This window comes from Nonomuraea guangzhouensis (assembly GCF_019396345.1).
Lineage (GTDB): Bacteria > Actinomycetota > Actinomycetes > Streptosporangiales > Streptosporangiaceae > Nonomuraea > Nonomuraea guangzhouensis.
The window spans coordinates 59,548-85,048 of sequence record NZ_JAHKRM010000023.1; the positions used below are offsets into that span (position 1 = coordinate 59,548).

General features: G+C 68.6%; 31 protein-coding genes and 1 tRNA gene. 20 read left to right on the forward strand and 12 right to left on the reverse strand.

From position 1 onward, the window contains the following. Window positions 1-13: 13 nt before the first annotated feature. On the forward strand, window positions 14-1,093 hold the full coding sequence (locus KME78_RS39940; RefSeq protein WP_219534695.1) for a TetR/AcrR family transcriptional regulator: 1,080 nt from the start codon (window positions 14-16) through the stop codon (window positions 1,091-1,093). On the opposite strand, the gene KME78_RS39945 is transcribed toward KME78_RS39940, so the two are convergent. Beyond that, window positions 1,090-1,824 (reverse strand): alanyl-tRNA editing protein, encoded by a 735-nt coding sequence (locus tag KME78_RS39945; RefSeq protein ID WP_219534696.1) that lies wholly within the window; start codon window positions 1,822-1,824, stop codon window positions 1,090-1,092. The two genes, KME78_RS39940 and KME78_RS39945, sit on opposite strands and share 4 nt — an antisense overlap. Before the next feature lie 169 nt (window positions 1,825-1,993). Between KME78_RS39945 and KME78_RS39950 the strand changes: the two genes are divergently transcribed. Beyond that, entirely contained in the window at window positions 1,994-2,611 is a 618-nt protein-coding gene (locus KME78_RS39950) for an SGNH/GDSL hydrolase family protein (protein ID WP_219534697.1), read from the forward strand. On the opposite strand, the gene KME78_RS39955 is transcribed toward KME78_RS39950, so the two are convergent. The 5 genes from KME78_RS39955 to KME78_RS39975 form a co-directional block, all read right to left on the reverse strand. Next, the gene (locus tag KME78_RS39955; RefSeq protein ID WP_219534698.1) at window positions 2,596-2,964 is read right to left on the reverse strand and encodes a DUF2516 family protein; all 369 of its coding nucleotides are present in this window, start codon (window positions 2,962-2,964) and stop codon (window positions 2,596-2,598) included. The genes KME78_RS39950 and KME78_RS39955 overlap by 16 nt on opposite strands. 115 nt (window positions 2,965-3,079) lie before the next feature. Then, entirely contained in the window at window positions 3,080-3,508 is a 429-nt protein-coding gene (locus tag KME78_RS39960; protein ID WP_219534699.1) for a hypothetical protein, read from the reverse strand. Window positions 3,509-3,511: 3 nt separating this feature from the next. Continuing rightward, complete coding sequence (locus KME78_RS39965) at window positions 3,512-4,003, reverse strand: helix-turn-helix domain-containing protein (protein WP_219534700.1); 492 nt, start codon at window positions 4,001-4,003, stop codon at window positions 3,512-3,514. Between the two features lie 59 nt (window positions 4,004-4,062). Continuing rightward, window positions 4,063-4,968, reverse strand: a complete 906-nt coding sequence (locus KME78_RS39970) for a M56 family metallopeptidase (RefSeq protein ID WP_219534701.1) — start codon at window positions 4,966-4,968, stop codon at window positions 4,063-4,065. Continuing rightward, on the reverse strand, window positions 4,965-5,321 hold the full coding sequence (locus tag KME78_RS39975; RefSeq protein WP_308127307.1) for a BlaI/MecI/CopY family transcriptional regulator: 357 nt from the start codon (window positions 5,319-5,321) through the stop codon (window positions 4,965-4,967). Before KME78_RS39975 ends, KME78_RS39970 begins: the two co-directional genes overlap by 4 nt. A 54-nt stretch (window positions 5,322-5,375) precedes the next feature. On the opposite strand from KME78_RS39975, the gene KME78_RS39980 reads away from it, so the two are divergent. Next, entirely contained in the window at window positions 5,376-5,879 is a 504-nt protein-coding gene (locus tag KME78_RS39980; protein ID WP_219534703.1) for an O-acetyl-ADP-ribose deacetylase, read from the forward strand. Here the strand turns inward: KME78_RS39980 and KME78_RS39985 are convergent. After that, entirely contained in the window at window positions 5,876-6,667 is a 792-nt protein-coding gene (locus tag KME78_RS39985) for a class I SAM-dependent methyltransferase (protein WP_219534704.1), read from the reverse strand. The two genes, KME78_RS39980 and KME78_RS39985, sit on opposite strands and share 4 nt — an antisense overlap. After that, window positions 6,660-7,403, reverse strand: a complete 744-nt coding sequence (locus tag KME78_RS39990; protein WP_219534705.1) for an SDR family NAD(P)-dependent oxidoreductase — start codon at window positions 7,401-7,403, stop codon at window positions 6,660-6,662. Before KME78_RS39990 ends, KME78_RS39985 begins: the two co-directional genes overlap by 8 nt. A 93-nt stretch (window positions 7,404-7,496) precedes the next feature. Between KME78_RS39990 and mshA the strand changes: the two genes are divergently transcribed. The 3 genes from mshA to KME78_RS40005 are packed head-to-tail and all read left to right on the forward strand — an operon-like array spanning window position 7,497 to window position 10,039. Continuing rightward, on the forward strand, window positions 7,497-8,774 hold the full coding sequence (gene mshA / locus KME78_RS39995; protein WP_372455042.1) for a D-inositol-3-phosphate glycosyltransferase: 1,278 nt from the start codon (window positions 7,497-7,499) through the stop codon (window positions 8,772-8,774). A 10-nt stretch (window positions 8,775-8,784) separates the two neighbouring features. Then, window positions 8,785-9,273: a type III secretion system chaperone family protein gene (locus KME78_RS40000; protein WP_219534706.1), complete on the forward strand. Its 489-nt coding sequence runs from the start codon at window positions 8,785-8,787 to the stop codon at window positions 9,271-9,273. A gap of 22 nt (window positions 9,274-9,295) precedes the next feature. Further along, on the forward strand, window positions 9,296-10,039 hold the full coding sequence (locus KME78_RS40005; RefSeq protein ID WP_219534707.1) for a phosphoglyceromutase: 744 nt from the start codon (window positions 9,296-9,298) through the stop codon (window positions 10,037-10,039). Window positions 10,040-10,076: 37 nt separating this feature from the next. Here KME78_RS40005 and phoU read toward each other — a convergent pair whose 3' ends face one another. Next, window positions 10,077-10,721 (reverse strand): phosphate signaling complex protein PhoU, encoded by a 645-nt coding sequence (phoU, locus tag KME78_RS40010; protein ID WP_219534708.1) that lies wholly within the window; start codon window positions 10,719-10,721, stop codon window positions 10,077-10,079. Between the two features lie 123 nt (window positions 10,722-10,844). On the opposite strand from phoU, the gene KME78_RS40015 reads away from it, so the two are divergent. After that, window positions 10,845-12,023, forward strand: coding sequence for a sensor histidine kinase (locus KME78_RS40015; protein WP_219534709.1), 1,179 nt, complete (start codon window positions 10,845-10,847; stop codon window positions 12,021-12,023). Then, on the forward strand, window positions 12,020-12,712 hold the full coding sequence (locus KME78_RS40020; protein WP_214642201.1) for a response regulator: 693 nt from the start codon (window positions 12,020-12,022) through the stop codon (window positions 12,710-12,712). The genes KME78_RS40015 and KME78_RS40020 overlap by 4 nt, the downstream gene beginning before the upstream one ends. A gap of 46 nt (window positions 12,713-12,758) precedes the next feature. Here KME78_RS40020 and KME78_RS40025 read toward each other — a convergent pair whose 3' ends face one another. Further along, a complete protein-coding gene (locus tag KME78_RS40025) occupies window positions 12,759-13,343 on the reverse strand; it encodes a copper chaperone PCu(A)C domain-containing protein (RefSeq protein WP_308127308.1) in 585 nt (194 codons plus the stop codon). Window positions 13,344-13,584: 241 nt separating this feature from the next. Between KME78_RS40025 and KME78_RS40030 the strand changes: the two genes are divergently transcribed. From KME78_RS40030 to KME78_RS40045, 4 genes are all read left to right on the forward strand, one after another. Further along, window positions 13,585-14,067 (forward strand): CarD family transcriptional regulator, encoded by a 483-nt coding sequence (locus KME78_RS40030; RefSeq protein ID WP_043624891.1) that lies wholly within the window; start codon window positions 13,585-13,587, stop codon window positions 14,065-14,067. Between the two features lie 17 nt (window positions 14,068-14,084). Continuing rightward, complete coding sequence (gene ispF / locus KME78_RS40035; RefSeq protein ID WP_219534710.1) at window positions 14,085-14,540, forward strand: 2-C-methyl-D-erythritol 2,4-cyclodiphosphate synthase; 456 nt, start codon at window positions 14,085-14,087, stop codon at window positions 14,538-14,540. A 208-nt stretch (window positions 14,541-14,748) separates the two neighbouring features. After that, on the forward strand, window positions 14,749-15,036 hold the full coding sequence (locus KME78_RS40040) for a GlsB/YeaQ/YmgE family stress response membrane protein (RefSeq protein WP_219534711.1): 288 nt from the start codon (window positions 14,749-14,751) through the stop codon (window positions 15,034-15,036). Between the two features lie 94 nt (window positions 15,037-15,130). After that, window positions 15,131-15,406 (forward strand): GlsB/YeaQ/YmgE family stress response membrane protein, encoded by a 276-nt coding sequence (locus KME78_RS40045; protein ID WP_219534712.1) that lies wholly within the window; start codon window positions 15,131-15,133, stop codon window positions 15,404-15,406. Between the two features lie 97 nt (window positions 15,407-15,503). On the opposite strand, the gene KME78_RS40050 is transcribed toward KME78_RS40045, so the two are convergent. Next, entirely contained in the window at window positions 15,504-17,048 is a 1,545-nt protein-coding gene (locus KME78_RS40050; protein ID WP_219534713.1) for a DUF2637 domain-containing protein, read from the reverse strand. A 58-nt stretch (window positions 17,049-17,106) separates the two neighbouring features. On the opposite strand from KME78_RS40050, the gene KME78_RS40055 reads away from it, so the two are divergent. Both KME78_RS40055 and cysS read left to right on the forward strand, forming a co-directional pair. Then, window positions 17,107-17,493, forward strand: coding sequence for a PPOX class F420-dependent oxidoreductase (locus tag KME78_RS40055; RefSeq protein ID WP_219534714.1), 387 nt, complete (start codon window positions 17,107-17,109; stop codon window positions 17,491-17,493). A gap of 43 nt (window positions 17,494-17,536) precedes the next feature. Beyond that, a complete protein-coding gene (gene cysS, locus KME78_RS40060; protein ID WP_219534715.1) occupies window positions 17,537-18,928 on the forward strand; it encodes a cysteine--tRNA ligase in 1,392 nt (463 codons plus the stop codon). Between the two features lie 552 nt (window positions 18,929-19,480). Here the strand turns inward: cysS and KME78_RS40065 are convergent. Beyond that, window positions 19,481-19,915, reverse strand: coding sequence for an organic hydroperoxide resistance protein (locus tag KME78_RS40065; RefSeq protein ID WP_219534716.1), 435 nt, complete (start codon window positions 19,913-19,915; stop codon window positions 19,481-19,483). Window positions 19,916-20,017: 102 nt separating this feature from the next. Here KME78_RS40065 and KME78_RS40070 point away from each other — a divergent pair, with 102 nt between their 5' ends. The 6 genes from KME78_RS40070 (at window position 20,018) to KME78_RS40095 (ending at window position 25,359) form a co-directional block, all read left to right on the forward strand. Next, window positions 20,018-20,995 carry an LLM class flavin-dependent oxidoreductase gene (locus tag KME78_RS40070; protein WP_219534717.1) on the forward strand — a complete coding sequence of 326 codons (978 nt, stop codon included), beginning with the start codon at window positions 20,018-20,020 and terminating at the stop codon, window positions 20,993-20,995. Continuing rightward, the gene (locus tag KME78_RS40075; RefSeq protein ID WP_219534718.1) at window positions 20,992-21,921 is read left to right on the forward strand and encodes an alpha/beta fold hydrolase; all 930 of its coding nucleotides are present in this window, start codon (window positions 20,992-20,994) and stop codon (window positions 21,919-21,921) included. The genes KME78_RS40070 and KME78_RS40075 overlap by 4 nt, the downstream gene beginning before the upstream one ends. A gap of 9 nt (window positions 21,922-21,930) precedes the next feature. Next, complete coding sequence (locus KME78_RS40080) at window positions 21,931-22,611, forward strand: winged helix-turn-helix transcriptional regulator (protein ID WP_219534719.1); 681 nt, start codon at window positions 21,931-21,933, stop codon at window positions 22,609-22,611. Between the two features lie 280 nt (window positions 22,612-22,891). Beyond that, window positions 22,892-24,088: an MFS transporter gene (locus tag KME78_RS40085; RefSeq protein WP_219534720.1), complete on the forward strand. Its 1,197-nt coding sequence runs from the start codon at window positions 22,892-22,894 to the stop codon at window positions 24,086-24,088. 217 nt (window positions 24,089-24,305) lie between these two features. After that, on the forward strand, window positions 24,306-25,265 hold the full coding sequence (gene rlmB / locus KME78_RS40090; protein ID WP_219534721.1) for a 23S rRNA (guanosine(2251)-2'-O)-methyltransferase RlmB: 960 nt from the start codon (window positions 24,306-24,308) through the stop codon (window positions 25,263-25,265). Window positions 25,266-25,286: 21 nt separating this feature from the next. Further along, window positions 25,287-25,359 (forward strand) — tRNA-Thr (locus KME78_RS40095). The last annotated feature ends 142 nt before the right edge of the window (window positions 25,360-25,501 follow it).

Here is a 25,501-nt window from a genome sequence, read left to right on the forward strand (position 1 = left end):
TGAGGGAGGTCGGATGGTCGAGGAAGCGGCGCCGCCGTACGTGCGGATCGTCGATGACATCAAGCGCCGCATCGCGGACGGCGAGTTGCGGGCCGGGGATCGGGTGCCCTCCACCCGGCAACTGGCCAGGGACTGGGACGTCGCGCTGGCCACCGCCGCCAAGGCGCTGGCCCGGCTCGCGCAGCTGGGCGTGGTCGTGGCCGAGCCACGCGTCGGCACGGTCGTCGCCGGGACGCCGGGCCGGTCACCACGACGCCAGCACGGCGACCCCGACGAGGCAGGCCGCGACGCGAGCCACGGCCCTCCGCACGGCCCTCCGCACGGCCCTCCACACGGCCCTCCACACGGCCCTGCGCATGACCCGGCGCGTGATTCCGGGCGTGACCGGGGACGCGACCCCGTGCGTGACTCCGGGCGGGATGCGGCACGGGATCTGACGCGTGATCGGGTCGTGCGGACCGCCATCGAGATGGCCGACGCGGAGGGGTTGCCCGCGCTGTCCATGCGCGGCGTGGCGAGCCGGCTCGGCGTGGCCACCATGTCGCTCTACCGTCACGTGGGCAGCAAGGACGACCTGGTCGAGCTGATGATCGACCAGGTGCTCGGCGATTTCCCGCTCCCCGCCGAGCCCCCGGACGGCTGGCGGACCCGACTGGAGGTGGCGGCCCGTGCGCAATGGGCGGCCTACCGGCGGCACCCGTGGATGGCCCGCGTCACCTCGCTGGCCCGGCCGCTGCCGTCACCCAGCCTGCTCAAGCACACCGAATGGGCACTGGCGGCGATCGACGGCCACGGCCTCGACCCGGAGACCATGATGCACGTGCACATCCTGATGTACACCTACGTTCAGGGCATCGCCGCCCACTTCGAGTCGGAGGTCCGGGCGCGGGCCACGACCGGCCTCACCGACGACGAATGGATGCGGGCCCAGGACGACCAGCTGACGGCCATCGTCACGTCGGGGCCCTACCCCACATTCGTCGACGTCGTCGCGCGCATGGGGGGCGACTTCGACTTCGACTTCGACCGGCTCTTCGAGTTCGGCCTGCGGTCGCTGCTCGACGGATTGGCCGGGATCATCGAGAAGGACTAGTCGGAGATCGCGATGCGGAGGCGGCGGAAGCCGCGTCCCTTGCTCTCGATCTTGGCCACCCTGATGTGCCCGATCTGCTTCGTCGAGGCGACGTGCGTGCCGCCGTCGGCCTGGGTGTCCAGCCCGACGATGTCGATGATCCGGACGTCGGCCACGTGCTCCGGCACCAGGTTCGTCGCCGTCCGGATGATGTCCGGGATCTCGAAGGCCTCCTGACGCGGCAGCACCCGTACGTCGATCCGCCGGTCCGCGACGATCTCGGCGTTGCACGCGTCCTCGACCGCCTCCTTGAAGCCCGGCGGCACCTCCGGCAGGTTGAAGTCCATCCGCGCGCTCAGCTCGTCCATGTTGCCGCCCGTCACCAGCGACCCGTAGTCGCGGAACACGACGCCGCACAGGACATGGAGCCCCGAGTGGGTACGCATGAGGGCCGAGCGGCGTTCGTCGGCCACCGCCCCCTGGACGACCGTGCCGACCGGCGGGATCGGGTCGCCCTCTGCCGGAATCAGGTGCAGATCATCGGATTTGCGCACCCCGACGATCCGGGTTTCCACTCCCTGCCAGAGCAGAACTCCGTGATCTGCCGGTTGGCCGCCTCCGCCCGGATAGAATGCCGACTTGCTCAGGACGATCCCGTCGGGTGTGGATTCCAGGACGACGGCTTCGAAGTCGCGCAGATTCTGATCCGACAATTCGAGCCGTTGTGTCCGCCCGTGGAGGTCATGAGTCATGTCGGCAGCTTAAAGCCCCGAGGTGGTTATGCGCGGCCTGCTGGATCGAGCCCTGATCGCACCGGCTGTCGCGATATTGGGGATTTGTTGCGCGATATCGGGATGCGGCAGCGGAGCCGGTGAAGCGTGGCCGAGCCCCGCGCAGCTCCGCTCCGAAACCCCCGCGCCGATGCACGGCTGGCCGTCGGCGAGCGGATCGGCCGCGCCCGTCGTGATGTTCGTCGGCGACAGCTTCACGGTCGGCTCCGGCCCGGTCCCCACCTGGCGGACCTACGCCGCCGAGTCGGCCCGGCTGCTGGGCTGGCAACCGGTCATCGCGGGCGCGGGCGGCACCGGCTATCTCAACAAGGGTCGTGTCGGCCGTACGTTCCGGCAGTCGTTCGAGGCCGAGCTGGCCTGGCGGCCCGCACCCGACCTGCTGATCATCTCAGGCGGCCACAACGACTGCCGCTGGTCCGCGGAGAGCGTGCGGCGGGCGGCGGAGGGCCTCGTCTCCGAGGCGAGGGCTCACTGGCCGCGAACCCGCATCGTCATGATCGGCCCCATCTGGCTGCGAGACACCCCGCGCAAGGCTTATCGGGTGCGTGACGCCCTGTCAGGCTTGGCCCAGCAGGAAGCCATCCCCTTCCTGGACCCGCTCAACGAACCCCGGATCACCGGCACCCCATCAGGCCAGTTGCTCCCCGACAGGATCCATCCGACCGCCGAAGGCCATTTCCAGGTGGCCAGATGGCTGACGGACGCCATCGGCCGACTGCCGAAGGGGGAGGATCACCAAGGTCCGTAAGGGCCGTTGTTGCCGCCACGCCCGCCCATGCCCTTGACGGCGGGCTTGACGTCGACGATATAGACCGTCGCCGCGATGACGGCGATGATCGAGAAGAATCCCAGCCCGATCCCGATGAACTGCGTGCCGCCCACGATCATGAAGGCGTTGTAGTAGTCCCACGCGCCCGCGGCGGCGAACAGCGTGGCCAGGATCAGGATGATCAGCCAGAGGTTCTTCTGCAGCTTGCCGGCCGACACGAACGCGTTGGTCGGCACCCGTAGCGCGTGCACCAGCGCATAGATCGACATGCCGAGGATGCCGGCCGCGAGCAGCAGAAAGAGGAGATTCAGCCCGCCGTTGATCATTTCCATGTGAGTCCGCCCAACGCTCGCGATGAAACGGCCCCAGCCTAGTAGGCACCCCTGACAAACGAGCACCCCCAACGCGGAAAGGCCCGTCTCGATGGAGACGGGCCTTCGCCGACGGTCAGGCCTTGGGCGTGGTGGCCTTGGTGGTGGTCTTGGTGGTGCGAGGCTTCTTGACGGGGGTGGCGACGGGCGGCTCGGCGGCCTCCGACACCTCCTCCAGCTCCAGCGCGGCCTCGCCGCTCGCCTTGCTGACGACCTTGCGCCCACGGGTGGCGAAGTCCTCGTAGACCTCGGTGGCGAGAACGGTCAGCTGGTCGGCGTAGGTGCGCGCCTTCTCGGGGAACTCCTTGGCGAAGCCCTCGGCCTTGTCGGCGTAGGTGCGGGCCTTCTCCGGCAGGTCCTTGGCGATCTCGGCGCGGCGGGACTGCAGCTTCAGCAGCTGCTCGGGCAGCTCGCGCAGCTTCTCCACGGCGTAGTCGCCCACGCCCGCAACCGCGTAGAAAGGCTTGGAGTCGGTGAGCTTCTTGACCTCGGTGGCCAGCGTCATGGGTTAACCTTCCTTGGTTTCCTGGTTGGCGGTGCCGTTGCCGGTGGACGCCGCAAAAGGCTCAAGCGCGGCGAGATATTCCTCGGGCAGCGGCTCGTCGTCCGATTCGGAGTCGTGCCGGAGATGAGCGTTCTGGGAGGTCTGCTCATCTTCGGCGCGCTTCTCTTTGCGGAACGACTCATAAATGTCGATCAGCACCTGGCGTTGCCGCCCGCTCAGGAGCGGGTCGGCGCGGATCGCGGTGATCACGTCACTCGGCGGCTCGCGATCCTCGATGAGGCCCGCTTGCACGTAGAGCGCCTGCGAAGAGATGTGCAGGCCTTTGGCGATCTGGTTGAGGATCTCCGCGCTCGGCTTACGCAGACCGCGCTCGATCTGGCTGAGATAAGGGTTGGACACCCCTGCGGCCGTCGCGAGCTGGCGCAGCGAGATCTTCGCCTGCTGCCGCTGCTCGCGGATGTATTCGCCGATCGAGCCGACCTTCGGTAGTGCCATACCGATAGTCTGCCTCAGAGTGCTTGCAATTGCAAACGCTGAGCTAGCACCTGCAAGCGTCAGAGCTGGATGGTCCAGAGGAACGGCGTGGCTGTGACCAGCGTCACGGACAGCGCGATGATCCCGTAGCGCGCCGCGGCGGGCAGCGAGGGACCCGGCTTGATCAGGCGGTCCACCCTGGCCATGACGTTCTTGGCGTGCACGCCGAGCATGCCCTGCGGGGTCGGCATGGCGCCCGCCGTACCGAACCTGAGCAGGGCGGTGGCCAGCCTGCGCGGCGAGCAGTAGCGGCGCGCGCGGTCGTCGGCGGCCATCTCGATGAGCAGCTCGACCTGCCCCTGCGCGTCGGAGGCCACCTTGGACCAGGGCAGTGCCCGGCGCAGCGCGGCGAACGGCAGCAGCACCAGGTCGTGGCGCTCCCGTACGTGCGCGGCCTCGTGCGCGAGCACGGCCGTGAGCTCGTCGTGGGACAGCAGCTTGAGCGCGCCCTCGCTGACCACCACCTGCGAACGCAGCCCCGGCACGCAGTAGGCCGCCGCGCTCGGATGGTCGAGCACCCGCACGCCGGGCACGCCCGGGTCGTCGCGGGCGATCAGGGCGAGCAGCACGCGGTGGCGCCGGCGGGCCCGCAGGGCCTGCACGCCCGCGGTGATCAGCACCACGACGAGCACGGCCAGCGCGGCCAGCCCGGCGATCATCGCCGCCACGTGCAGCGCGTCCCAGCTCTGGCGCGGGGGCTCGCCGCTCGCGAAGGCGATCATGCTCTGCAGCACGCCCACCTCGTACGGCTGGACGGCGTAGGCCAGCATGGCGCCCGTCGTGGCCAGGCCCCAGGCCACGCCCAGGGACTGCCAGAGAATGATGGCGATCCGAGGCGCCCGTGACGTCCAGCGAGCGGTCGTGAGACGCCAGGAGCCGAGCCCGCACGCCATGGCGAGCGCTGCCAGCGTCACTGCCGTGATCACTCGTCCTCCAGCTCCGTGAGAGCTCTCCGCAGGATGTCCGCCTCCGAGCCCGACACGGCCTGGGCGAAGCGGGTGAGGGCGGCCGAGCGGTCGCCCGTCAGGTCCAGAGCCTCCAGCATAAGCTCAGCGATGTACGCGTCGCGGCTCGCCGCCGGTTCGTAGCGCCAGGCGCGGCCGTCGCGGGTCCGCTCGAGGAACCCCTTGCGGGTCAGACGGTCGAGGACGGTCATGACGGTGGTCGGGGCCAGATCGCGGTCGGCTATGAGACGGCCGACCTCACGGGCCGTCAGCGCGCTGTTCTCCGCCCAGATGATGTCCATGATGCTGCGTTCGAGCTCGCCAAGACCCTTCACACTCATCAGCGTAGTACTACAAAGCGTCGAGCAGCCATCCGGGATGCTGGTGAGATGGACATCACGCTCGTCCAGGGGGACATCACCGCGCAGACAGTCGACGCGATCGTCAACGCCGCCAACTCCTCGCTGATGGGCGGGGGCGGGGTCGACGGCGCGATTCACCGGCGGGGCGGCCCGGAGATTCTGGCCGAATGCCGGGCACTGCGGGCGTCCCACTACGGAAAGGGACTGCCGGCGGGGCAGGCCGTGGCCACGACCGCCGGACGGCTCGACGCGACCTGGGTGATCCACACCGTCGGGCCGGTCTATTCGCGGACGGATGATCGATCCGGCGTCCTGGCCTCGTGCTATCGCGAGTCGCTCCGCGTCGCCGACTCGCTGGGGGCCCGGTCGGTGGCCTTTCCGGCGATCTCGACCGGCATCTACGGGTGGCCGCTGGACGACGGCGCCCGCATCGCGCTGCGTACTGTGCGGGAGTTTTCCACAGCTGTGGACGAGGTGCGGTTCGTGCTGTTCGACGCGGTGGCCTACACCGCTTTCCAGGCGGCTCTTTAGAGCGGCGCCACTGCCTCCCAGGGGAGGGTCAGTTCCCCCAGGCGCCACCGGGCAGTGCCGCCCAGTGGCGGAGTCCGATGGATGGGCCAGGTGCCCGCCAGGACGTCCACGGCGGCCAGCCAGCGCTGCCTGCGGCCGTGGGCGCCATAAGGGGCGGCTCTCGCCCAGGCTCGGTCGAAGTCGCTCAGGAACGCATGGATGCGCTCGCCTGGGACGTTCCGGTGGATGAGGGTCTTCGGCAGGCGGTCGGCCAGGTCCGAAGGGCGGTCGAAGGCATCGAACCTGGCCGACAGGGTGAGCGTGCGCGGTCCGGTCCGATCCACCCCGGCCCAGATCGCCCGGTGGCCGGTCTCCGAGCAGGTGCCCTCCACCAGCACGCCGCCGGGGGCCAGCTTGCCGCGCAGCGCCTCCCAGTAGCGCCAGGCGTCCGCCTCGCCGTACTGCCTGAGCACGTTGAAGGCCCTGATCAGCACCGGGGGACGGGAGACCGGCAGCTCGAAGCCGCCCAGCGCGAAGCTCAGGCCCGGGCGCTCGTACGGCTTGGCCAGGGCGACCCGCGCGGGGTCGATCTCGATGCCCACCACCTCGATGTCGGCGCTGATCCGGCGCAGCCTCGTGAAGAGCTCCAGCGTGGTGGTGTGGGAGGCGCCGTAGCCGAGGTCCACGGCCAGCGGCCGGGCGGCGCCGCGCAGCACGCGGCCGTGCGCGGCGGCGATCCACCGGTCGGCGCGCCGCAGCCGGTTGTGCCCGGTCGTCCCTCGGGTGATGGAGCCGACCGGCCTAGCCACCGACGCGGTGCACCTTGTGCTGGGCGGCCTGGGCGCGCGGGCGCATGACCACGCGGTCGATGTTGACGTGCGCGGGCCTGGTGACGCACCACGCGATCGCGTCGGCCACGTCGTCGGAGGACAGCGGGTCCGGTACGCCCTGGTAGACGCGGGCGGCGGCCGCCTCGTCGCCGCGGAAGCGGGTGACCGCGAAGCCCTCGCTCTGGACCATGCCCGGCGCGATCTCCACGACGCGCACCGGCTGCCCGACCAGCTCGAGCCGGAGCGTCTCGGCCATCGACCGCTGTGCCTGCTTGGCCGCCACGTAGCCGCCGCCGCCCTCGTACGCCACCAGGGCCGCGGTCGAGGTGAGCATCACCAGCACCCCGTCGCCCGACTCGACGAGCTTGGGCAGCAGGGCCTGCGTCATGCGCAGCGACCCGATGACGTTCGTGTCGTACATCCGCTGCCAGTCGTCGATCAGTCCCTCGGCCACCGTCTCCATGCCGAACGCGCCGCCGGCGTTGTTGACCAGGACGTCACAGCGGTCGAGCGAGGCCGCCAGCGCGTCCACCGACTCCTGAGAGGTCACGTCCAGGGACACGGGGCGGATCCCGGGCACTTCGGCGGCCAGCTTGTCCAGCCGGTCCTGCCGTCGCGCGCCCGCCACCACGTCATAGCCTTCGGCGGCCAGCCGCCTGGCCGTCGCCTCACCGATCCCGCTGCTCGCGCCTGTCACCACAGCCGTCTTCTTCATGGCTCACATCTTGCCAGCCCACTCATGACACCCCGCTTGTCGGGAATGTCGGAATGTTCGGCATAGTTGTACTTCTTCTGGAGGTGGTGTCGGGTGAGGCGACGGCGGGTCAACCGGGTCGCGACCATCAGCATGCACACGTCTCCCCTGGAGCAGCCCGGCACGGGCGACGCCGGCGGGATGAACGTGTACATCGTCGAATCGGCCAAGCGGCTGGCCGAGTCCGGCGTCGAGGTGGAGATCTTCACCCGGGCCACCAGCGGAGACCTGCCACCGGTGGCCGAACTCGCCCCCGGCGTCCTGGTACGCCACCTGACCGCCGGCCCGTACGAGGAGCTGACCAGGGCCGACATGCCCGCTCAGCTCTGCGCGTTCCTCTCGGGCGTGCTGCGGACCGAGGCGATGTACGACCCGGGTCGCTATGACGTCATCCACTCGCACTACTGGCTGTCCGGACAGGTCGGCTGGCTGGCCAAGGAGCGCTGGGGCGTGCCGCTCGTGCACACCATGCACACCATGGCCAAGGTGAAGAACCTGCTGCTGGCCGCGGACGACCAGCCCGAGCCGCAGGCCCGCGTGGTGGGCGAGCAGCAGGTCGTGGAGATCGCCGACCGGCTCGTGGCCAACACCGGTGACGAGGCGAGCGAGCTCATCGAGCTGTACGGCGCGCCGGAGGAACGCGTCGCGGTCGTGAATCCGGGTGTCAACCTCACCCTCTTCCAGCCCGCTTCACAGGGCGCCGCCCGGCGCCGGCTCGGCCTGCCGCAGAACGCGCACGTGCTGCTGTTCGTGGGCCGGATCCAGCCGCTCAAGGCCCCCGACGTGCTGCTGCGCGCCGCCTCGCGGATGCTCATCGACGACCCCTCGCTGCGCGGCCGCCTGGTCGTGGCGTGCGTGGGCGGTCCGTCGGGCAACGGCCTGGCCAGGCCGTCCCTCCTCGTCGAACTCGCCGCCGAGCTGGGCATCTCCGACGTCGTCCGGCTGGTGCCGCCGGCGCCGCAGCACGAACTGGCCGACTGGTACCGCGCGGCCGACGTGACCGTCGTGCCCTCCTACAGCGAGTCGTTCGGCCTCGTCGCCCTGGAGTCACAGGCCTGCGGCACCCCTGTGGCCGCGGCCGCCGTGGGCGGGCTGCGCACGGCCGTACGGGACGGCGTGTCCGGGGTGCTCGTGGACGGCCACGACTCGCACGAGTGGGCGCGGGCGCTGCGCCGCTTCGTCACCGCTCCGGCCTGGCGCGACGGCCTGTCGGCCGGCGCCCGGGCGCACGCGGCGGCGTTCGGCTGGCAGGCCACGTCGTCTCACCTGATGGAGGTCTACGCGGCCGCCGTCGCCGACCTGAACAGGTTGCCGGTCGCCGTCATTTCGTAGGCTGTACGACATGCGCGATGTCGTAGAAACCGCGCTCAAGGCCGCGGACGTCTCCTTCGACGAGCCGCGACCAGGGGCGTTCCTGGTGAAGCTACCCGGGCAGCACAAGCTCGCCACGATGACGTGGTTGATCATCGGCGATCAGGCGCTGCACGTCGAGGCGTTCTTCTGCCGCCAGCCTGACGAGAACCACACCGAGTTCTACAAGTGGCTGCTCGCCAAGAACGGCGGCATGTACGGCGTGCACTTCTCCATCGACACCGTCGGCGACGTCTACCTCGTCGGCCGGGTGCCGCTCACGGCGATCACCGAGGAGGAGATCGACCGGCTGCTCGGCTGCGTGCTGACCTACTCCGACGACTGGTTCGACCGGGCGCTGGAGCTCGGCTTCGCCTCGTCGATCAGGCGCGAGTGGGAATGGCGCGCCAAACGCGGCGAGTCGCTGGCCAATCTGCAGGCGTTCGCCCGTTTCGCGGATCCGGCGCGGAACGGTGGCTGAGGCCCGCCATAGGATTGCCCGCATGGCGACTTTGGTGCTGCTACGGCACGGCGAGAGTGACTGGAACGCGAAAGGCCTGTTCACCGGATGGGTGGATGTGAGCCTCTCGGCCAAGGGCGAGGACGAGGCCCGCCGGGGCGGCAAGCTCCTGGTGGAGGCCGGCGTGCGGCCCGATGTGGTCCACACCAGCCTGCTGACCAGGGCCATCCAGACGGCCCAGCTCGCCCTGGGCGAGGCCGACCTGCTCTGGCTGCCGGTCAAGCGCTCGTGGCGGCTCAACGAGCGCCACTACGGCGCGCTCCAGGGCAAGAACAAGGCGCAGACGCGCGAGGAGTTCGGCGACGAGCAGTTCATGCTCTGGAGGCGCTCCTTCGACGTCCCGCCGCCCCCGATCGCCGACGGCGACGAGTACTCCCAGGCGGGCGACCCGCGTTACGCCCTGCTGCCGCCCGAGCTCATGCCGCGCACCGAGTGCCTCAAGGACGTCGTCGACCGCATGCTGCCCTACTGGTACGACGAGATCGTCCCGGATCTCGCGGCCGGGCGCACCGTGCTGGTGGCGGCGCACGGCAACTCGCTGCGCGCGCTGGTCAAGCACCTCGACGGCATCCCCGACGAGGAGATCGCCGGACTCAACATCCCCACGGGCATCCCGCTGCGCTACGAACTGGACGACGAGTTCCGGCCGCTCAAGCGCGGCGGCGAATACCTCGACCCCGAGGCGGCGAAGGCGGCGATCGAGGCGGTCGCCAACCAGGGCCGCTGACACCCTGGGTGGGGCGCGTACGAGCGCCCCACCGATGTCAGCTCGGGCGGGCGCCCGTCACCAGGTAGACGACGTCACCGGCCACGCGGACCGCGTGGTCGGCGTAACGCTCGTAGTAGCGGCCGATCAGCGTGATGTCGATGGCCGGCTCCACGCCGTGCGGCCATTCCTTGGACAGGATGTTCCTGAACAACCGCCGGTGCAGCTTGTCCATGGCGTCGTCGTCGGACTCGAGCTCCAACGCCGACTCCACGTCCTGTGAGGCGATGCAGCTACCCGCCTTCGTGACCAGGGTCTCGGCGATCTGGCCCATCTGCAGGATCGTGGGCCGCACCTCCGGCGGGATCGCCGTGTCGGGGTGGCGCAGCCGCGCGACCTTGGCCACGTGCACTGCCAGGTCGCCCATACGCTCCAGGTCCGTGCCCATCCGCAGAGCCGTGATCACCATCCGCAGGTCGACGGCCACCGGCTGCTGCCTGGCCATCAGCTCGAAGATGGACGTCTCGATCTCCTCGAACGTCGCGTTCACCTCCGCATCCCGGGAGATCACGCTCTCCGCGATCTGGAGGTCGGAGTCGAGCAGGGCGGTGGTGGCCCGGGAAATGGCCGAGCGGACCAGCGTGGTCATCAAGACCAGCTTGTTAGTCAGGGAATCGAGTTCTTCATGGTATGCGTCGCGCATGCCGTCAACCTACGTGGATCTCGATGAACGAACTCCTACCACGAGATGAACTTTCCCAGAAAGAGACGTTCATCCCCAGGTGAGAGGGGTGCCCCTTGGGGAAGGCCACCTACCATCGAAGACATGAGTGAGATGGCCATGAGCTTGACGGCCCTGGCGGGGTTCGTCGTGGGAGCGCTGGCGGTCCTGTTCTACCGCAACCAGGTCGAGGCCCAGAGCAGGACCGCGACGGCCGGCGACCAGGAGCCCGGCGCCCTCCCGCAGGGCGTGGCCTCGGTCCTGGCCGTGCTGCCCTCGTCCGCGGTCGTGCTCGACGCGCACGACCGCGTGCTGCGAGCCAGCTCGGCCGCCCGCGCGTTCGGGCTGGTCAAGGGCGACCGGTTGATGGCCGCCGAACTCCTCGCCCTGGCCCGCCAGGTACGACGGGACGGCGAGATCCGGGAGAGCGAGATCGACGTCGCCGGGCACAAGTTCGGCCAGGAGATCACGAACTTCGCGGTCCGCGTGGCGCCGCTCGGCTCGTACGGCCAGGTCCTGGTGCTCGCCGAGGACCAGACCGAGCGGCGCAGGGTCGAGGCCGTCCGCCGCGACTTCGTGGCGAACGTCAGCCACGAGCTCAAGACCCCCGTCGGCGCGCTGAGCCTGCTCGCCGAGACCATCCAGGACGCCGCCGACGATCCCGAGGCCGTCACCCGGTTCGCCGGGCGCATGCAGCACGAGGCCGCCAGGCTCACCTACCTGGTGCAGGACCTGATCACGCTGAGCCGGATCCAGGGCGCCGAGCCCATCCCCACCCCCGGCCAGGTCTCGATCGACGAATCCATCAACGACGCCATCGACCACTGCAACACCAGGGCGATCGCCAAGGACATCACACTCGTCACCGGCGGCACCGAGGGCCTGCGCATCTGGGGAGACGACGAACTGCTCGTCACCGCCCTGCGCAACCTCATCGACAACGCCATCGCCTACAGCCCCGAACACACTCGGGTCGTCGTCAGCGTCAGACCGGCGGGCGACTCGGTCGAGATCAGCGTCAGCGACCAGGGCATCGGCATTCCGGAAGAATCCCTGGAACGCATCTTCGAACGCTTCTTCCGCGTCGACGCGGCCAGGTCCCGGGCGACCGGCGGCACCGGTCTCGGCCTCGCGATCGTCAAGCACGTCGCCGCGGCGCACGCCGGCGAGGTCTCCGTCTGGAGCAAGGAAGGCTCCGGCTCCACATTCACGCTGCGGCTGCCCGCATTCGGCGGCACCGCGGTGGTCGTTCCACCCCCGAACACCCTGGAGGCCGCAAAATGACCCGAGTTCTCGTGGTCGAGGACGAGGAGTCGTTCTCCGACGCCCTGTCGTACATGCTCCGCAAGGAAGGCTTCGAGGTCTCCGTCGCGGCGACCGGGCCGGAGGCACTCGACACATTCGACCGGAGCGGCGCCGACCTGGTGCTGCTCGACCTGATGCTGCCCGGCCTGCCGGGCACCGAGGTGTGCCGCTCGCTGCGGCAGCGTTCCAAGGTGCCGGTCATCATGCTGACCGCCAAGGACAGTGAGATCGACAAGGTCGTGGGCCTGGAGCTGGGCGCCGACGACTACGTCACCAAGCCGTTCTCTTCACGCGAGCTCGTCGCCCGCATCCGCGCGGTGCTGCGCCGCCAGGGCGACGTCGTGGACGAGCTGGAGTCGGCGGTGCTGGCCGTGGGGCCCGTGCGCATGGACGTCGACAGGCATGTGGTGGCCGTACGCGGCGAGCAGGTGCAGTTGCCGCTGAAGGAGTTCGAGCTCCTGGAGGTGCTGCTGCGCAACGCCGGGCGGGTGCTCACCCGGGGCCAGCTCATCGACCGGGTGTGGGGGGCCGACTATGTGGGTGACACCAAGACGCTCGACGTACACGTCAAGCGTCTGCGCGCCAAGATCGAGTCGGACCCGTCGAACCCGCGCTGCATCCTGACCGTGCGCGGGCTGGGCTACAAGTTCGACGCGGTGGAGAGCTGAAGATCTGAAGGGAGCCCCGGTACGTACCGGGGCTCCCGCTTTTTTGCTAGTGGGCCGCTTCGGTGGTCTCGGCGGAGGCCGAGGGCGACGGCGTCGGCGCGGCGGTCGCGTTGGGCGCCGGCGGGTAGTCCTTGAACTCGCGGCTGCGCGTGACCACAGGGACGTCCATGGACACGACCCCGGCGTTGGCGAACTGGAGGTCCAGGCGGATGCTCTCGCCGCCTCTGAGGGCCTTGGAGAGGCCTTCCAGCATGATCTGCGGGCTCGGCTTGCCGGTGTTGACGAGCTGGTTGCTCGGCAGCTGGATCGGCGCCGCCACCTTCGCGGTGGCCATGGTGCCGGCGCTGACCGCCGTGAGCGTGTCGGGGGCGCCGTTGGTGTTGAGGACGTTCAGGTAGACCGGGGCGGAGCCGCGCCAGGCGAGCTGCGCGCCGGAGTCGGGGCCGAGGATGAACGCCTGGGGGATCTGGATGCCGTGCATGCCGTAGTTCTTCGCCTGGTCGAAGAGAACCCCTGCCTCATTGGGTGCATACGGCTTGTTGGTGTTGGCGTCGAATCCGGCCGAACACCCGGCCAGCACAGGGGCGACCAGGAAGACGGCGGCGGCGACAATCCAGCGGCGGCGGGTCACGAGCGGGTTCTCCTAGGGTCTTGCACATGCGTGTAGGGCAGCGCCCACCATATCCATCCGAATCCATGGTCATATCCGCACCCCTGCAGGTCATTAGCTATGCGCGCATATGCGATTCATACAGTTGACCGCTTGTCAACCCCCAATATGCCGCTTTGACCTGCAGTTATGATGATTTCACTGTTCCGGGAGCCTGTGGATGCGTGGTACTCTGGAGTACAGCGGAAGGGGTACTTGTCACATGACTTTCCAGGTCGGCGACACTGTCGTCTACCCCCACCATGGGGCTGCTCGGATCGAAGCAATCACGAAGCGATCCATCAAGGGTGAGGAAAAGACCTACCTGGTGCTCAAGGTCGACAAGGGCGACCTTACCGTCCAGGTGCCAGCTGAAAACGCGGAACTAGTCGGCGTGCGCGACGTTGTCGGCCAGGAAGGCCTTGAGCGGGTTTTCGATGTTCTTCGGATGCCGCACACCGAGGAACCGACCAACTGGTCCCGGCGCTATAAGGCCAATCTCGAGAAGCTCGCGTCCGGCGATGTCAACAAGGTCGCCGAGGTGGTCCGGGATCTTTGGCGGAGGGACCGCGAGCGCGGCCTGTCCGCTGGTGAGAAGCGTATGCTCGCCAAGGCCCGTCAGATCTTGGTGAGTGAGCTGGCCCTCGCCGAGAAGACCAATGAGGACAAGGCGGAAGCCCTGCTCGACGAGGTCCTCAACTCCTGAACACGAAACTTCCACGGGTGGGCGTCGGAGTCGACGTCCACCCGTTCGTTTCAGGGCGAGATCTGCACCTCGCCGGCCTCTACTGGCCGGGTGAGACCGGACTCGCGGGCCACTCCGACGGCGATGCCGCCGCGCACGCGGCCTGCGACGCCTTGTTGTCCGCCGCCGGGCTCGGTGATCTCGGCGGCCTGTTCGGCACCGCCGATCCACGCTGGGCGGGCGCCTCGGGTGTCACCCTGCTGGCGGAGGCCGCGCGCCAGGTGCGTTCGGCGGGCTTCGAGATCGGCAACGTGGCCCTCCAGGTCATCGGTAACCGGCCCAAGCTGGCTCCGCGCCGTACGGAGGCCGAGAAGGCGCTCAGCGCCGCTCTGGGGGCGCCTGTGAGCGTCAGCGCGACCACCACGGACGGGCTCGGGCTGACCGGGCGCGGCGAAGGGGTGGCGGCCATCGCGACCGCGCTCGTTGTTCTCTAGCGCTTGGTCAACCTGTGGCCGGACTGCCGCGTCCTTTACCGGGATGCGTGAGGGTATCCCGGCGGGTGCGGCCTCCGGCCCGCCGAGTCGAACGGGGCGGCGGTCCGTTACTGGCGCGGTACGGATCGCCGCCTTCCCATGGGTAGCTTCCCGATATGTCGGGTAGGTCCTCCAAAGACATGTGGAACGTCTTCGGGGGGAGCAACACATGATCGGCGCGATTGTTTCCGCAGTCGTCATCGGCGCCATTGTCGGAGCGCTGGCCCGGCTGATAGTGCCCGGCAAGCAGAACATGTCCATCGGCCTGACATTGATCGTCGGCATCGTGGCGGCTCTGCTCGGCACGCTCATCGCCCAGGCGTTCGGCTGGGCCGACACCAGGGGCATCGACTGGATCGAACACATACTCCAGCTCGCCCTGGCCGTCCTCGGAGTCCTGATCGTCACCAAGATGACCACCGGGAAGAGCGGCCGCGCCGGAGGAACCCCGATCTGACCTGCCGTTTCGAGCCGACAACGCATATTCGCCGATGCTCGGGTACTGATCTCTCCCGAGAGTGAACGGCTCACTCTCACTGGGAGGTTTGGTCATGACAATCCAGTCCATCCTTGGCGCCATCGTGATCGGCGCCGTGATCGGCGCCCTCGGTCGTCTGCTGCTTCCCGGCAGACAGGCCATCGGGTGGATCCTCACCATCGTCGTCGGTATCGTCGCCGCCCTGGTGGGCACGCTCATCGCCCAGGTCCTCGGCGTCGCCACCACCAATGGCATCGACTGGATCGAACTGGTCATGCAGGTCGTTCTCGCCGTTGTCGGTGTCGGGCTCGTGGCTGGGCTGCGGCGGGGCAGCGGTACGAACGTTTAGACGATGGCTAGACGGTCCCGTGACCGTGCCGGATCCCCTTCGGCGCGGGACGGTACGCGAAGACCCGCCCGGTGCTCACACCGGGCGGGTCTTCTACTCATTCCTCTGGGGGGAGGGGCGTGCTGCGGAGCCTGCCTGAGGGGGCTGGGGCGTCGTCTTCTATGACCGGGTGTGGGGCGGTGTCCTCCAGGTCCCGGTCTTCGAGTGAGCGGGCGGTGGCGGCCTCGGCCGGGTCGGCGGCTTCCGGGCCGTGGTCGGGGTCGGGGCTGGCTGGTTCTTGGGTTGTGCGGGCTGATGTGTCCGGGGTGTCGCTGAAGACGCGGACCGGTTGGGTGTCGGTGTCTCGGTCGGAGACGGCGGGGGTGCGGGGGTGGACCAGGACGTCGGTCGGCTTGATCCGATCACCCCAGCGCACGGGGCGCTTGAGCTCGGGTTCCGGCTCTGGCTGTGAGGTGCGGGCCGCGGTTTCTGGCCGTGGTTCCCGGGATGTGTCGGGCCGGGATTCTCCGCCTGCCACGGGCGCTGCCTCGCTGTGGCCCGCCGCGTGGTGGTCTGTCGCCTGGTGGTCTGTCTCCGGGGCCGGCTCGGGCTCTCGGCTGAGGCGGGGCTCCGGCTCCGGCCGGGGGTCCTCGTAGGTGGGTTCCTGAGCGCGCTTGCGGAGACCACGGCGGAGTTTCGGCGCCCGCGTGGGAGCGTCGCCGACTTGCGATCCCGTGCGCCCGCTCGGCTCCGTGCGTTCACCTGGCTCGGTGCGTGTGCTCGGCTCGGTCCTTCCGCCTGACTCAGTCCGTCCGCCTGGCTCGGTGCGGGCGCCTTGCTCGGTACGGCTGCCCGGCTCCGGCTCCTGCCACGGCGCGGTGGCCCGCGAGGCCGTACTCGCTCGCTGGGCATCGTCCTCTTTGCGGGCCTGGGCGCGGGGATCCGGCTCAGGCGGCAGGTCGTCGGCCTGCTGGCGTGGCCGTGGCGGCGCTCCCGGCTCCGTGAGCGCCTCACGATCGCGACGGTCCTCGAACTCCGGCTCCTGGTCCGGGGTGGCGGGCCAGCGGGTCACCTGGGCGGAGATGGGCGGGGTCTCTGGAGCGGCCGTGGGGCCGACGACCGGTGTGGTCTCCAGCACGGGGTGAAGCGGTTGGGTGAGCGGCGGCGGCGTGTCGGCGGGGCGGCCCCGGTGGAAGGGCACGATGTCCTGCTCCGCCGTACCGTCGTCATCGTCGTCCATGGACGTCCTGCGGCCCTGAACGTGCTTGATGAGCAGCAACCACAGCCAGAGGGCGAGCGCCAGCATGACCCACGGGGCGAGCGCCACCCCCACCGCGAGAGGTTGTACGTCGAGCTGGACCTGGAGCGCCGGCGCGACGTTCGACGCGGCCGCGGCCACGATGAGCAGGACCAGCACGACCGCGGCCTGGGCGCGTACCAGCAGGTGGGCCGAGCGCAGCAGGAGGACGCCGATCAGCGCGACGACCAGGAGCGCGTCGAAGCCGGCCGGATAGAGGAAGGCGAGGTCGGGTCGGGACTCGCCACGGATGGCCAGTGCCCGCAGGTCGTCGAAGGAGAGCACGCAGGCGACCGCCGTGAGGCCGGCCACCGCGAGACCGGCGAGGGCGATGCCCAGGCGTCGGAGCGTAGAAGGGGGAGTCACGTCCATGGCGGTTCGAGCCTACAGAAGAATGGGGGTCAGGACCGATCAAGGGAGATACATGGCCGAGCTCTCAGAGGGCGTGCGCGAGCTGTTCGACGGGCCCAACTACGCGACGGTGACCAGCCTCAATCCCGACGGCGGGCCGCAGTCGACGGTCGTATGGGTGCGTACGGACGGAGACGACGTGCTCTTCTCCACCGCCAAGGGCCGGCGCAAGCCGCGCAACTTCGAGCGCGACCCCCGGGCCAGCCTGCTCATCATCGACCCGGCGAACCCCTACCGCTACGCCGAGGTGCGTGGTCACGTGACCATGGAGGACGACCCCGCCGGCGACCTCATCCAGGAGCTGTCGCACAAGTACACCGGTAAGCCCTGGGAGGACAAGCCAGGAGTTGAGCGGCTAATTGTCCGGATAAGCCCAGAGAAGGTCACCATGCGTGAGTGATTAAAGGGCCTGCGATGGTGGAGTAGGCGTTAGCCTTTCTTTCGTGAGCCTGCACATCTACGACACCAGCGCACGCGCCACTCGCGAATTCGTTCCGGTCGAAGCCGGCCGGGCGTCGATCTACCTGTGTGGGGCGACCGTGCAGGCTCCCCCGCACGTGGGGCACATCCGCTCAGGGGTCAACTTCGACGTGTTGCGCCGCTGGCTGCTGCGTTCGGGATATGAGGTGACGTTCTGCCGCAACGTCACCGACATCGACGACAAGATCATCCGGGTGGCCGCCGAGGACGGCGTCCCGTGGTTCACGGTCGCCGAGCGCAACCAGCGCGCCTTCACCTGGGCGTACGACACTCTCGGCTGCCTGCCCCCGACCGTCGAGCCCCGCGCGACCGGTCACGTGCCCGAGATGATCGTCCTGATGCAGCGGCTCATCGACCGCGGCCACGCCTACGCCTCGGGTGGCGACGTCTACTTCGACGTCGTCTCCTACGAGGACCGCTACGGCACTCTGTCCAACCAGAAGCTGGCCAACATGCGGCCGGCGGCCGACACCGACGACGAGTCGTGCAAGCGCGACCCGCGCGACTTCGCCCTCTGGAAGGGCGCCAAGCCCGGCGAGCCGACCTGGCCGACCCCCTGGGGCCCCGGCCGTCCTGGCTGGCACCTGGAGTGCTCGGCCATGGCCACCAAATACCTCGAGGCGACGTTCGACATCCACGGCGGCGGCCTCGACCTGATCTTCCCGCATCATGAAAACGAGCTCGCCCAGTCCCAGGCGGCCGGTGACGGCTTCGCCCGCTACTGGATGCACAACGGCCTGGTCAAGATCGGCGCCGAGAAGATGAGCAAGTCGCTCGGCAACTCACTGCTGATCCCGGAGATGGTGCAGAAGGTTCGCCCGGTGGAGCTGCGCTACTACCTCGCGGCACCGCACTACCGCTCGTCGATCGACTACTCGGAGGAGGCGCTGCGGGAGGCCGCGGCCGCCTACCAGCGCATCGAGGGCTTCGTGACCCGAGCCGCCGAAGTGATCCACGACGTCGACGCCGACGCCCCGCTGCCCCAGGCGTTCACCGACGCGCTCGACGACGACCTGGGCACCCCGCAGGCGCTCGCGGTCGTGCACGAGGTGGTGCGCGAGGGCAACGTGGCACTGTCCAGAGGCGACAAGGAAGCGGTGGCCCGGCTGCTGGCCGAGACCCAGAACATGCTGGACGTGCTGGGCCTCGACCCGCGTTCCCCGCAGTGGCGCTCCGCGAAGTCCGACCTCAAGCCGGTGGTCGACGCGTTGGTGGCCGTGGCGCTGGAGCAGCGCAAGGCGGCTCGGGCGCGTAAGGACTACGCTGCGGCCGACGCGATCAGGGACCAGTTGGCTGCGGCCGGGGTCACGGTGGAGGACACGCCGCACGGGGCTCGTTGGGAGCTGTCCCGCTAGTCCTGTTTTCCGCACGTGCCGCCTGGTCGCAGGTCAGCCGCTGTCGCTGATCCAGCTATCGCCGTGATCGGCGCAACTCAGGGTTCGTGACGTGCGGAAAGCGGGGCGGGCCCTCTCCGTAGTCCTCAACAAGATCGGCAGGTGTGCCGCCGTTTGCCGGCCCACGCCCTGGCCTGACCCGACCCCAGGCGGTCGTCGACCATTCGATCTTCGGCGGCACGGACCTGCTGATCATCAACCTCCGCCGGCGCACCTCGGCGGCATGCTTCGTCGGTGACCTTCGCTGGTGACCTTCGGTGGCGAGCTCCGCTGACAACCTTCACCAGTGACTTTCGGCGGCAACCCTCATCAATACCCTTCACCGACAACCTTGGCCAGCGACCTTCGGCGGCAACCTGCGCTGGCTAGCTTCGTTGGCAGCCTTCGGCGGCGGGATTGCACGGGTGGCTGGACACAGCCTCGGTGGCACAACACGGCATCTCACCGCCTCGTTCGGAGCCCACTGCTTCGTTCAGAGCCCACCGCCTCGTTCTCGCCGATGTGGCCGCTACCTCAAAGCGCCGAGCCATTCACTGACAGGGCGACGTCGATGTTGCCGCGTGTGGCGTTGGAGTACGGGCACACCTGATGCGCGGTGCGCACCAGACCGGCGGCCTGCTCCGGGTCCTCGATCGAGGGCAGCGTGATGTCCATCTCGACTCCGAGCTTGAACGTGCCGTCGGCGTTCGGGATCAGCATGACCTTGGCGTCCACAGCCGCGTCCCCAGCCTTCAGTCCCTGTCGTTGCCCGACCATCGTCAGGACGGTCGAGAAGCAGGCGGCATAGCCGACCGCGAACAGTTGCTCCGGATTTGTCCCGTCGCCATCTCCACCCAGTTCCTTCGGCTGACGCAGGTTCACGTCCAGCATCCCGTCGCTGGAACGCCCATGCCCGTGCGCCCGGCCGCCGGTCACCTGAGCCTGCGCGGTGTAGAGCGGTTTCGTCATTTCAGAGTCCTCCTCGTTGATTTCTCGAAAGTGAATCATAGACTTCAAAAACAGGAAGTCAATGATCTAAGATCCGGTTGCGATCACTTCACTGGAGGAACCATGGCGACACTGAAGGTCGGCTTCCTGCTGCCGACACGTGACTGGATCGTTCTGGGCGATCGGGAGCCGTCCGCGCTGATCGAGCAGGCACGACTGGCCGAAGATCTCGGCTTCGACTCCGTTTGGGCTGGTGACAGCCCCGTGACCCGCCCCCGCGCAGATCCGCTGATGCTCCTGTCCGCGCTGGCCGCCGTGACGGAACGGGTGACCCTCGGCACGGCCGTGCTCCTGCCCGCCTTACGCCATCCGATCCTGCTGGCTCACCAGCTCGCCACGCTGGACCGGATCTCCGACGGACGCCTCATCGCCGGGATGGGCGCCGGATTCCCACATCCGAACACCGAGGCTCAGTGCGAAGCGCTCGGCATCGAGTTCAAGCGCCGTGTCAGCCGTACCGAAGAGTCGATCGACGTGATGCGGCAATTGTGGGCAGGTGCGACGGTGTCGCACCGGGGGACGCACTTCGCCTTCCACGACGTGACGCTGGAACCCAAGCCCGCACAGGCAGGAGGGCCGCCGATCTGGTTGGCGGGAAGCGGCGCGGCTGCGCTGCGGCGCGTGGGACGACTGGCTGACGGGTGGCTCCCTTATCCGCCGACAAGCCAGATGTACGCGGATGAATGGGGCGTGGTCCAGGAGATGGCACGCCTGCGCGACCCTGCGTCAGGCGAGGCGGCGGCTCGTTCGGTCACGCCCGCGTTGTATGCGACGGTCTGTCTCGATGATGAGCCTGAGAGGGCGCGAGATCGGATGCGGAGCAGTATTGAGCGGTACTACAACGTGCCGCTCGAGTTCATCGAGTCCATTCAGGCCACGTTCGCGGGGCCTGCGGATGATGCGGTCGATTGGCTGAACTCGTATGCGTTGGCTGGGGTGCGGCATGTGGTGATCCGGTTCGCGGTCGATGACTATCGCGGGGCCTTGGAGGAGTTCGCCGAGCGGGTGCTGCCGCGGCTTCACGTGGGGGTGGGTTCGTGACCACCTTTGTGCTGGTTGCCGGCGCTTGGCATGGTCCCTGGGCTTGGGATCGCGTCGTTCCGTTGCTCGGACGCGCCGGAGCGCGAACGATCGTTCCTGACCTCGCGTACGGTCGGGACGTGGGGTTGCACGACCATGTGGCACAGGTCGTCGCCGCCCTCGACGCCGGCACCGGCACCGGCACCGGCACCGGCAGGGGTACGGGTACGGGCTCCGGCTCAGGCACGGGTACGGGCTCCGGCACCAACGCCAACACGGGTGTGGGCACCGGTACAGGCACCGGTCCTGAGACGCGTCAGAATGCTGGCGTTCGCGGGGGCCGCTACGACACTGACATTCGTGAGCCCCGGCATGCGGCTGATGCGCATGTTGGTGGAGGTGTTGTGCTGGTTGGGCACAGCTACGCGGGGTTGGTCGTGCGGCAGGCAGCCGATCTTCGTCCCGAACGCATAGATCATGTGATCATGGTCGATGGCTGGGCCGGGGCGGATGGGGACAGCATGTTCAGCCTGGCTCCCGAAGGGTTCGTGAAGTTCGTCCAGGATTCGGCGGAGCTCATCGGTCAGGGGGCCTCGGCTCGTACCTCCGCCGGAAGTGAGCCTGATGGCTGGCAGGTGCCCGCGCCCGCGCCGGCGCTCTTCGGCATCACCGATCCGGACGAAGCCCAGTGGCTTCAGGAACGGTTGCGTCCGCAGCCGCTGCGTACCTTCACCGAAGGTACGCGCCTGACCGGAGCCGTCGATCGGATCCCTGGGACGGCGGTCTACTGCAGGCCGCGGACTTTTGCCTTCGACAAGTTCGCCGAGGCGGTCGGGTATCGGACCGTCGCTCTGGATGGGCCGCATGATGTGATGCTCACTGATCCGGGTGCTGTTGCTGACGTACTTATGAGTACGAGATTCAGAAACAGGAAGCTCGAAGCTTAGAATGTTGAAGTGGATCAGCGAACGTACAACCAGTTCTGTGCCACTGCCCGGACCCTGGACATCGTCGGCGAGCGGTGGACGCTGCTGCTCGTGCGCGAGCTGCTGACCGGGCCGAAACGGTTCGGGGATCTGCAGCACAGCCTTCGCGGACTGGGCACCGGGCTGCTGGCGGCGCGGATGAAGCATCTCGAGCGCGAGGGGCTGGTGCGCAAGGTCGTGCTGCCTGCGCCGGCGCGTACTCCTGCCTACGCCCTGACCGAAGCCGGTGAGGAGTTGGGGCCCGCGGTGCTGGCTCTGGCGCGGTGGGGCATGAAGTGGGCGATGGGGGAGCGTCGCGAAGGGGAGGCGTTTCAAGCAGGGTGGGCGGTGCTGGCGTTGCGGGCCGGCTTTGATCCGGAGGCGGCGGTGGGGATGCGGACGGTGTACGAGTTCCGGGTCTCCGATGAGGTTTTTCACGCTCGGATCGACGACGGGACGATCGAGACGGTACACGGGCCCGCTCAGCGGCCGGATGCGGTTATTGAGATGGATGACGATGTTCTGGTGGAGATGGGGGAGGGGAAGACGACGTTTGGTGACGCGATCAAGAGTGGGGCTGCTCGGGCATTTGGTGATCTTCCGGCTTTGGGGAGGTTGCACGGGCTGTTCCGGTTCCCTCAGCCGGAGGCTCGGACGGGTGGGCATTCGTAACTGGGGGCTCGGGGATTAGTCGGGTGGTTCGCTACTTGTGACTCGGGGCCTGTGGTGTGTTGCTTGGCTGCTCCGCGTACTTCGTGAATTCTGGCATTTCGGGCGACGGACACCCGTACGGACTCTTCACACCTCGTGGTGGCATAGTGGGGCCTCGGCGCCGCGCGGTCAGGCATCGGGCGGCCCGCAAGCCGGCGTTTCGGGATCCGGGCGATTCGTACGCCACGGTAGGAAGCGCCGTACCCCGTGACTTGCTGGGCGCGCGATCGGAGAGCGACGGATGCCGGCTGGACTGATCGCGCTGGCACTCGGCGGGTTCGGCATCGGTCTGACGGAGTTCTTGATCGCCGGGCTGTTGCCGCAGGTGGCGTCGAGTCTCGCGGTGTCCGAGGCGGCAGCGGGCTGGCTGATCTCCGGGTACGCGTTGAGTGTCGCGATCGGTGCGATCGCGCTGACCGCGGCGACGGCGCGACTGCCTCGCAAGGGGATCCTGGTCGGTCTGGTGGCGTTGTTCGTCATCGGCAATCTGTTGTCCGCTGTCGCGCCGAATTATCTGGTGATGCTGCTTGGGCGGATCGTTGCGGCGTTATGTCATGGTTCGTTCTTCGGGATCGGCTCGCTGGTCGCCCGCAGTCTGGTCGCGCCGGAGAAGAAGGCCCGCGCGGTGGCGGTCATGTTCGCCGGGCTGACGGTGGCGAACGTGCTGGGCGTGCCGTTCGGCGCGCTGGTCGGTGAACGCTGGGGCTGGAGAGCGGCCTTCTGGGCAGTCACCGGGATCGGCGTGCTCGCTCTGGCGGGAATCGCCGCTCTTGTCCCCGGCTGGGCGGGAGAGGCGCGGCCGCCCGGCCGCTCCGCTCCGGTAGCGCCCAGCGGCTTGCGGGCGCAGTTTCGTGCGTTCCGGTCTTGGCAGGTCTGGCTGACCCTGACGGCCACCGCGCTCAGCTATGGCGGGATGTTCGGTGCGTTCAGCTACATCGCCTACACGTTCATCGAGGTCGGCGGCTTCTCCTCGGCGGATGTCGCCTGGTTGCTGATGGTGTACGGCATCGGTCTGGTCGTCGGGAACCTGATCGGCGGGCGTGCGGCCGACCGTGACCGTGACCGCGCCTTGGTCCTCGCCCTGCTCGGACTCACCATCACCCTGGCCGTGTTCGGTCTGCTGGCCGGCAGTGCCATCGCGTCGGTGATCCTGGTGTTTTTGATGGGGCTGTTCGGGTTCGCCAGCGTCCCCGGCATGATCATTCGCGTCACCGACCTCGCGCAGGGGGCGGCGCTGGCCGCCAGCGCCAACGTGTCCGCGTCCAACGTCGGCAACGCCCTTGGCGCCTGGCTCGGGGGTCTGGCCATCACCGCGGGCCTCGGCTATGCCGCGCCGCTCTACGTCGGCGCCGGCATTGCTCTGACCTCGGTCATCGTCATGATCGTTGCCGCACGCCAAGCTAGGTCGCCCGCGCAGCGGACCGGCCACTACATGTGAATGAAAGCTGTCGCGAACCTTGCGGTCGACACTGGGGTGTCTTGAGCTTGCGTTCACGGTCCGTCGTCCCCCCAGACCCGAGCCGGCCACGGTGTCCAGCCGCAGTTGTCCTCTTGGTGCCGGTCGTGCAGCTCTGGCACCCGTACGAGAGCGTGTGCTTGGGTTGTGATCTTTAGCGAGGCGTGAGGTGGGTGGTGGCCCGAGTACCCTTAATGCCATGGCAGCTGGGGGTAGGGCATCGGGCAGGCCCGCGAAGAAGAAGGGCCCGTCCAAGGGCACCGGTGGGCAGGGTCGCCGCGGGCTCGAGGGCAGGGGCTCCACCCCGCCTGCTGAAATGCGTCACTGGTACAAGGACAAGGCGCGTGCCGAGCGGGTCGCCCGTGAGGAGCGGGGTGGGCAGCGGCCTGGCCCGGCGCGGCAGCGACGTTCCGAGGACGCGCCCGAATACATCGGTGGACGCAACCCGGTGCTCGAGGCGCTGGTCGCCGGGGTGCCGGCCAACGCGCTTTATGTCGCGCAGCGCATCGAGAGCGATGACCGCGTACGCGACGCGATCAAGGTCGCGACGGCGCGGGGCATCGCGCTGCTCGAATCGACCCGCGAAAAGCTTGACCGGCTCACTGAGGGCGCCGTTCACCAGGGGGTCGTGCTCCAGATCCCCGCGTACGACTACGCGCACCCGTCCGAACTGGTCGAATTGGCGCAGGACGCGGCAGAAGTGCCGTTGGTCATAGCGCTCGACGGGGTCACCGATCCGCGCAATCTAGGCGCCATCGCGCGCTCGGCGACTGCTTTCGGCGCGCACGGCATGCTGATTCCGTCGCGGCGTTCGGCCGGGGTGACGGGCGGGGCGTGGAAGACGTCCGCGGGCACGCTGGCCAACCTGCGCGTGGCGCGGGCGGCCAACCTCACGGCGGCGCTGCGGGAGTATCGGGAAGCTGGACTGTTCGTGATCGGGCTCGATGGCGAGGGCAGTGCGGACATCGGTGATGTCGACCTGCTGGGCGAGCCGTTGGTGGTCGTGGTGGGTTCCGAGGGCAAGGGGCTGTCGCGGCTGGTGCGGGAGCACTGCGACGTTGTGGCACGGATTCCTATGCGGGCGGCTGCGGAGTCGTTGAACGCGGGGGTGGCGGCTGGCGTGGCGTTGTACGAGGTGGCTCGTCATCGGCGCCGTTGACCGTCTACACTGATAGGCCGCGCCGACGTAGCTCAATCGGCAGAGCATCTGTCTTGTAAACAGAAGGTCAGGGGTTCGATTCCCCTCGTCGGCTCTGCAACTGAAAGGCCCCTGAACAGGCATTACGCCGTCAGGGGCCTTCTGCTTTCCGACCTTCAACCGGTGTCTTCGGTGTCTGTGGGAGCCACCGGGGTCTGTTTCCCCAGGAGAGCGCTGGAAATGGCTTCGGTCGCGGA

Bases quoted from the DNA above. Each gene is read 5' to 3' on its own strand.
- KME78_RS39940 (WP_219534695.1), top strand. From the start codon at position 14: ATGGTCGAGGAAGCGGCGCCGCCGTACGTGCGGATCGTCGATGACATC.
- KME78_RS39945 (WP_219534696.1), bottom strand. From the start codon at position 1,824: ATGACTCATGACCTCCACGGGCGGACACAACGGCTCGAATTGTCGGAT.
- KME78_RS39950 (WP_219534697.1), top strand. From the start codon at position 1,994: ATGCACGGCTGGCCGTCGGCGAGCGGATCGGCCGCGCCCGTCGTGATG.
- KME78_RS39955 (WP_219534698.1), bottom strand. From the start codon at position 2,964: ATGGAAATGATCAACGGCGGGCTGAATCTCCTCTTTCTGCTGCTCGCG.
- KME78_RS39960 (WP_219534699.1), bottom strand. From the start codon at position 3,508: ATGACGCTGGCCACCGAGGTCAAGAAGCTCACCGACTCCAAGCCTTTC.
- KME78_RS39965 (WP_219534700.1), bottom strand. From the start codon at position 4,003: ATGGCACTACCGAAGGTCGGCTCGATCGGCGAATACATCCGCGAGCAG.
- KME78_RS39980 (WP_219534703.1), top strand. From the start codon at position 5,376: ATGGACATCACGCTCGTCCAGGGGGACATCACCGCGCAGACAGTCGAC.
- KME78_RS39990 (WP_219534705.1), bottom strand. From the start codon at position 7,403: ATGAAGAAGACGGCTGTGGTGACAGGCGCGAGCAGCGGGATCGGTGAG.
- KME78_RS40000 (WP_219534706.1), top strand. From the start codon at position 8,785: ATGCGCGATGTCGTAGAAACCGCGCTCAAGGCCGCGGACGTCTCCTTC.
- KME78_RS40005 (WP_219534707.1), top strand. From the start codon at position 9,296: ATGGCGACTTTGGTGCTGCTACGGCACGGCGAGAGTGACTGGAACGCG.
- phoU (WP_219534708.1), bottom strand. From the start codon at position 10,721: ATGCGCGACGCATACCATGAAGAACTCGATTCCCTGACTAACAAGCTG.
- KME78_RS40015 (WP_219534709.1), top strand. From the start codon at position 10,845: ATGAGTGAGATGGCCATGAGCTTGACGGCCCTGGCGGGGTTCGTCGTG.
- KME78_RS40020 (WP_214642201.1), top strand. From the start codon at position 12,020: ATGACCCGAGTTCTCGTGGTCGAGGACGAGGAGTCGTTCTCCGACGCC.
- KME78_RS40030 (WP_043624891.1), top strand. From the start codon at position 13,585: ATGACTTTCCAGGTCGGCGACACTGTCGTCTACCCCCACCATGGGGCT.
- KME78_RS40040 (WP_219534711.1), top strand. From the start codon at position 14,749: ATGATCGGCGCGATTGTTTCCGCAGTCGTCATCGGCGCCATTGTCGGA.
- KME78_RS40045 (WP_219534712.1), top strand. From the start codon at position 15,131: ATGACAATCCAGTCCATCCTTGGCGCCATCGTGATCGGCGCCGTGATC.
- KME78_RS40055 (WP_219534714.1), top strand. From the start codon at position 17,107: ATGGCCGAGCTCTCAGAGGGCGTGCGCGAGCTGTTCGACGGGCCCAAC.
- KME78_RS40065 (WP_219534716.1), bottom strand. From the start codon at position 19,915: ATGACGAAACCGCTCTACACCGCGCAGGCTCAGGTGACCGGCGGCCGG.
- KME78_RS40070 (WP_219534717.1), top strand. From the start codon at position 20,018: ATGGCGACACTGAAGGTCGGCTTCCTGCTGCCGACACGTGACTGGATC.
- KME78_RS40085 (WP_219534720.1), top strand. From the start codon at position 22,892: ATGCCGGCTGGACTGATCGCGCTGGCACTCGGCGGGTTCGGCATCGGT.
- rlmB (WP_219534721.1), top strand. From the start codon at position 24,306: ATGGCAGCTGGGGGTAGGGCATCGGGCAGGCCCGCGAAGAAGAAGGGC.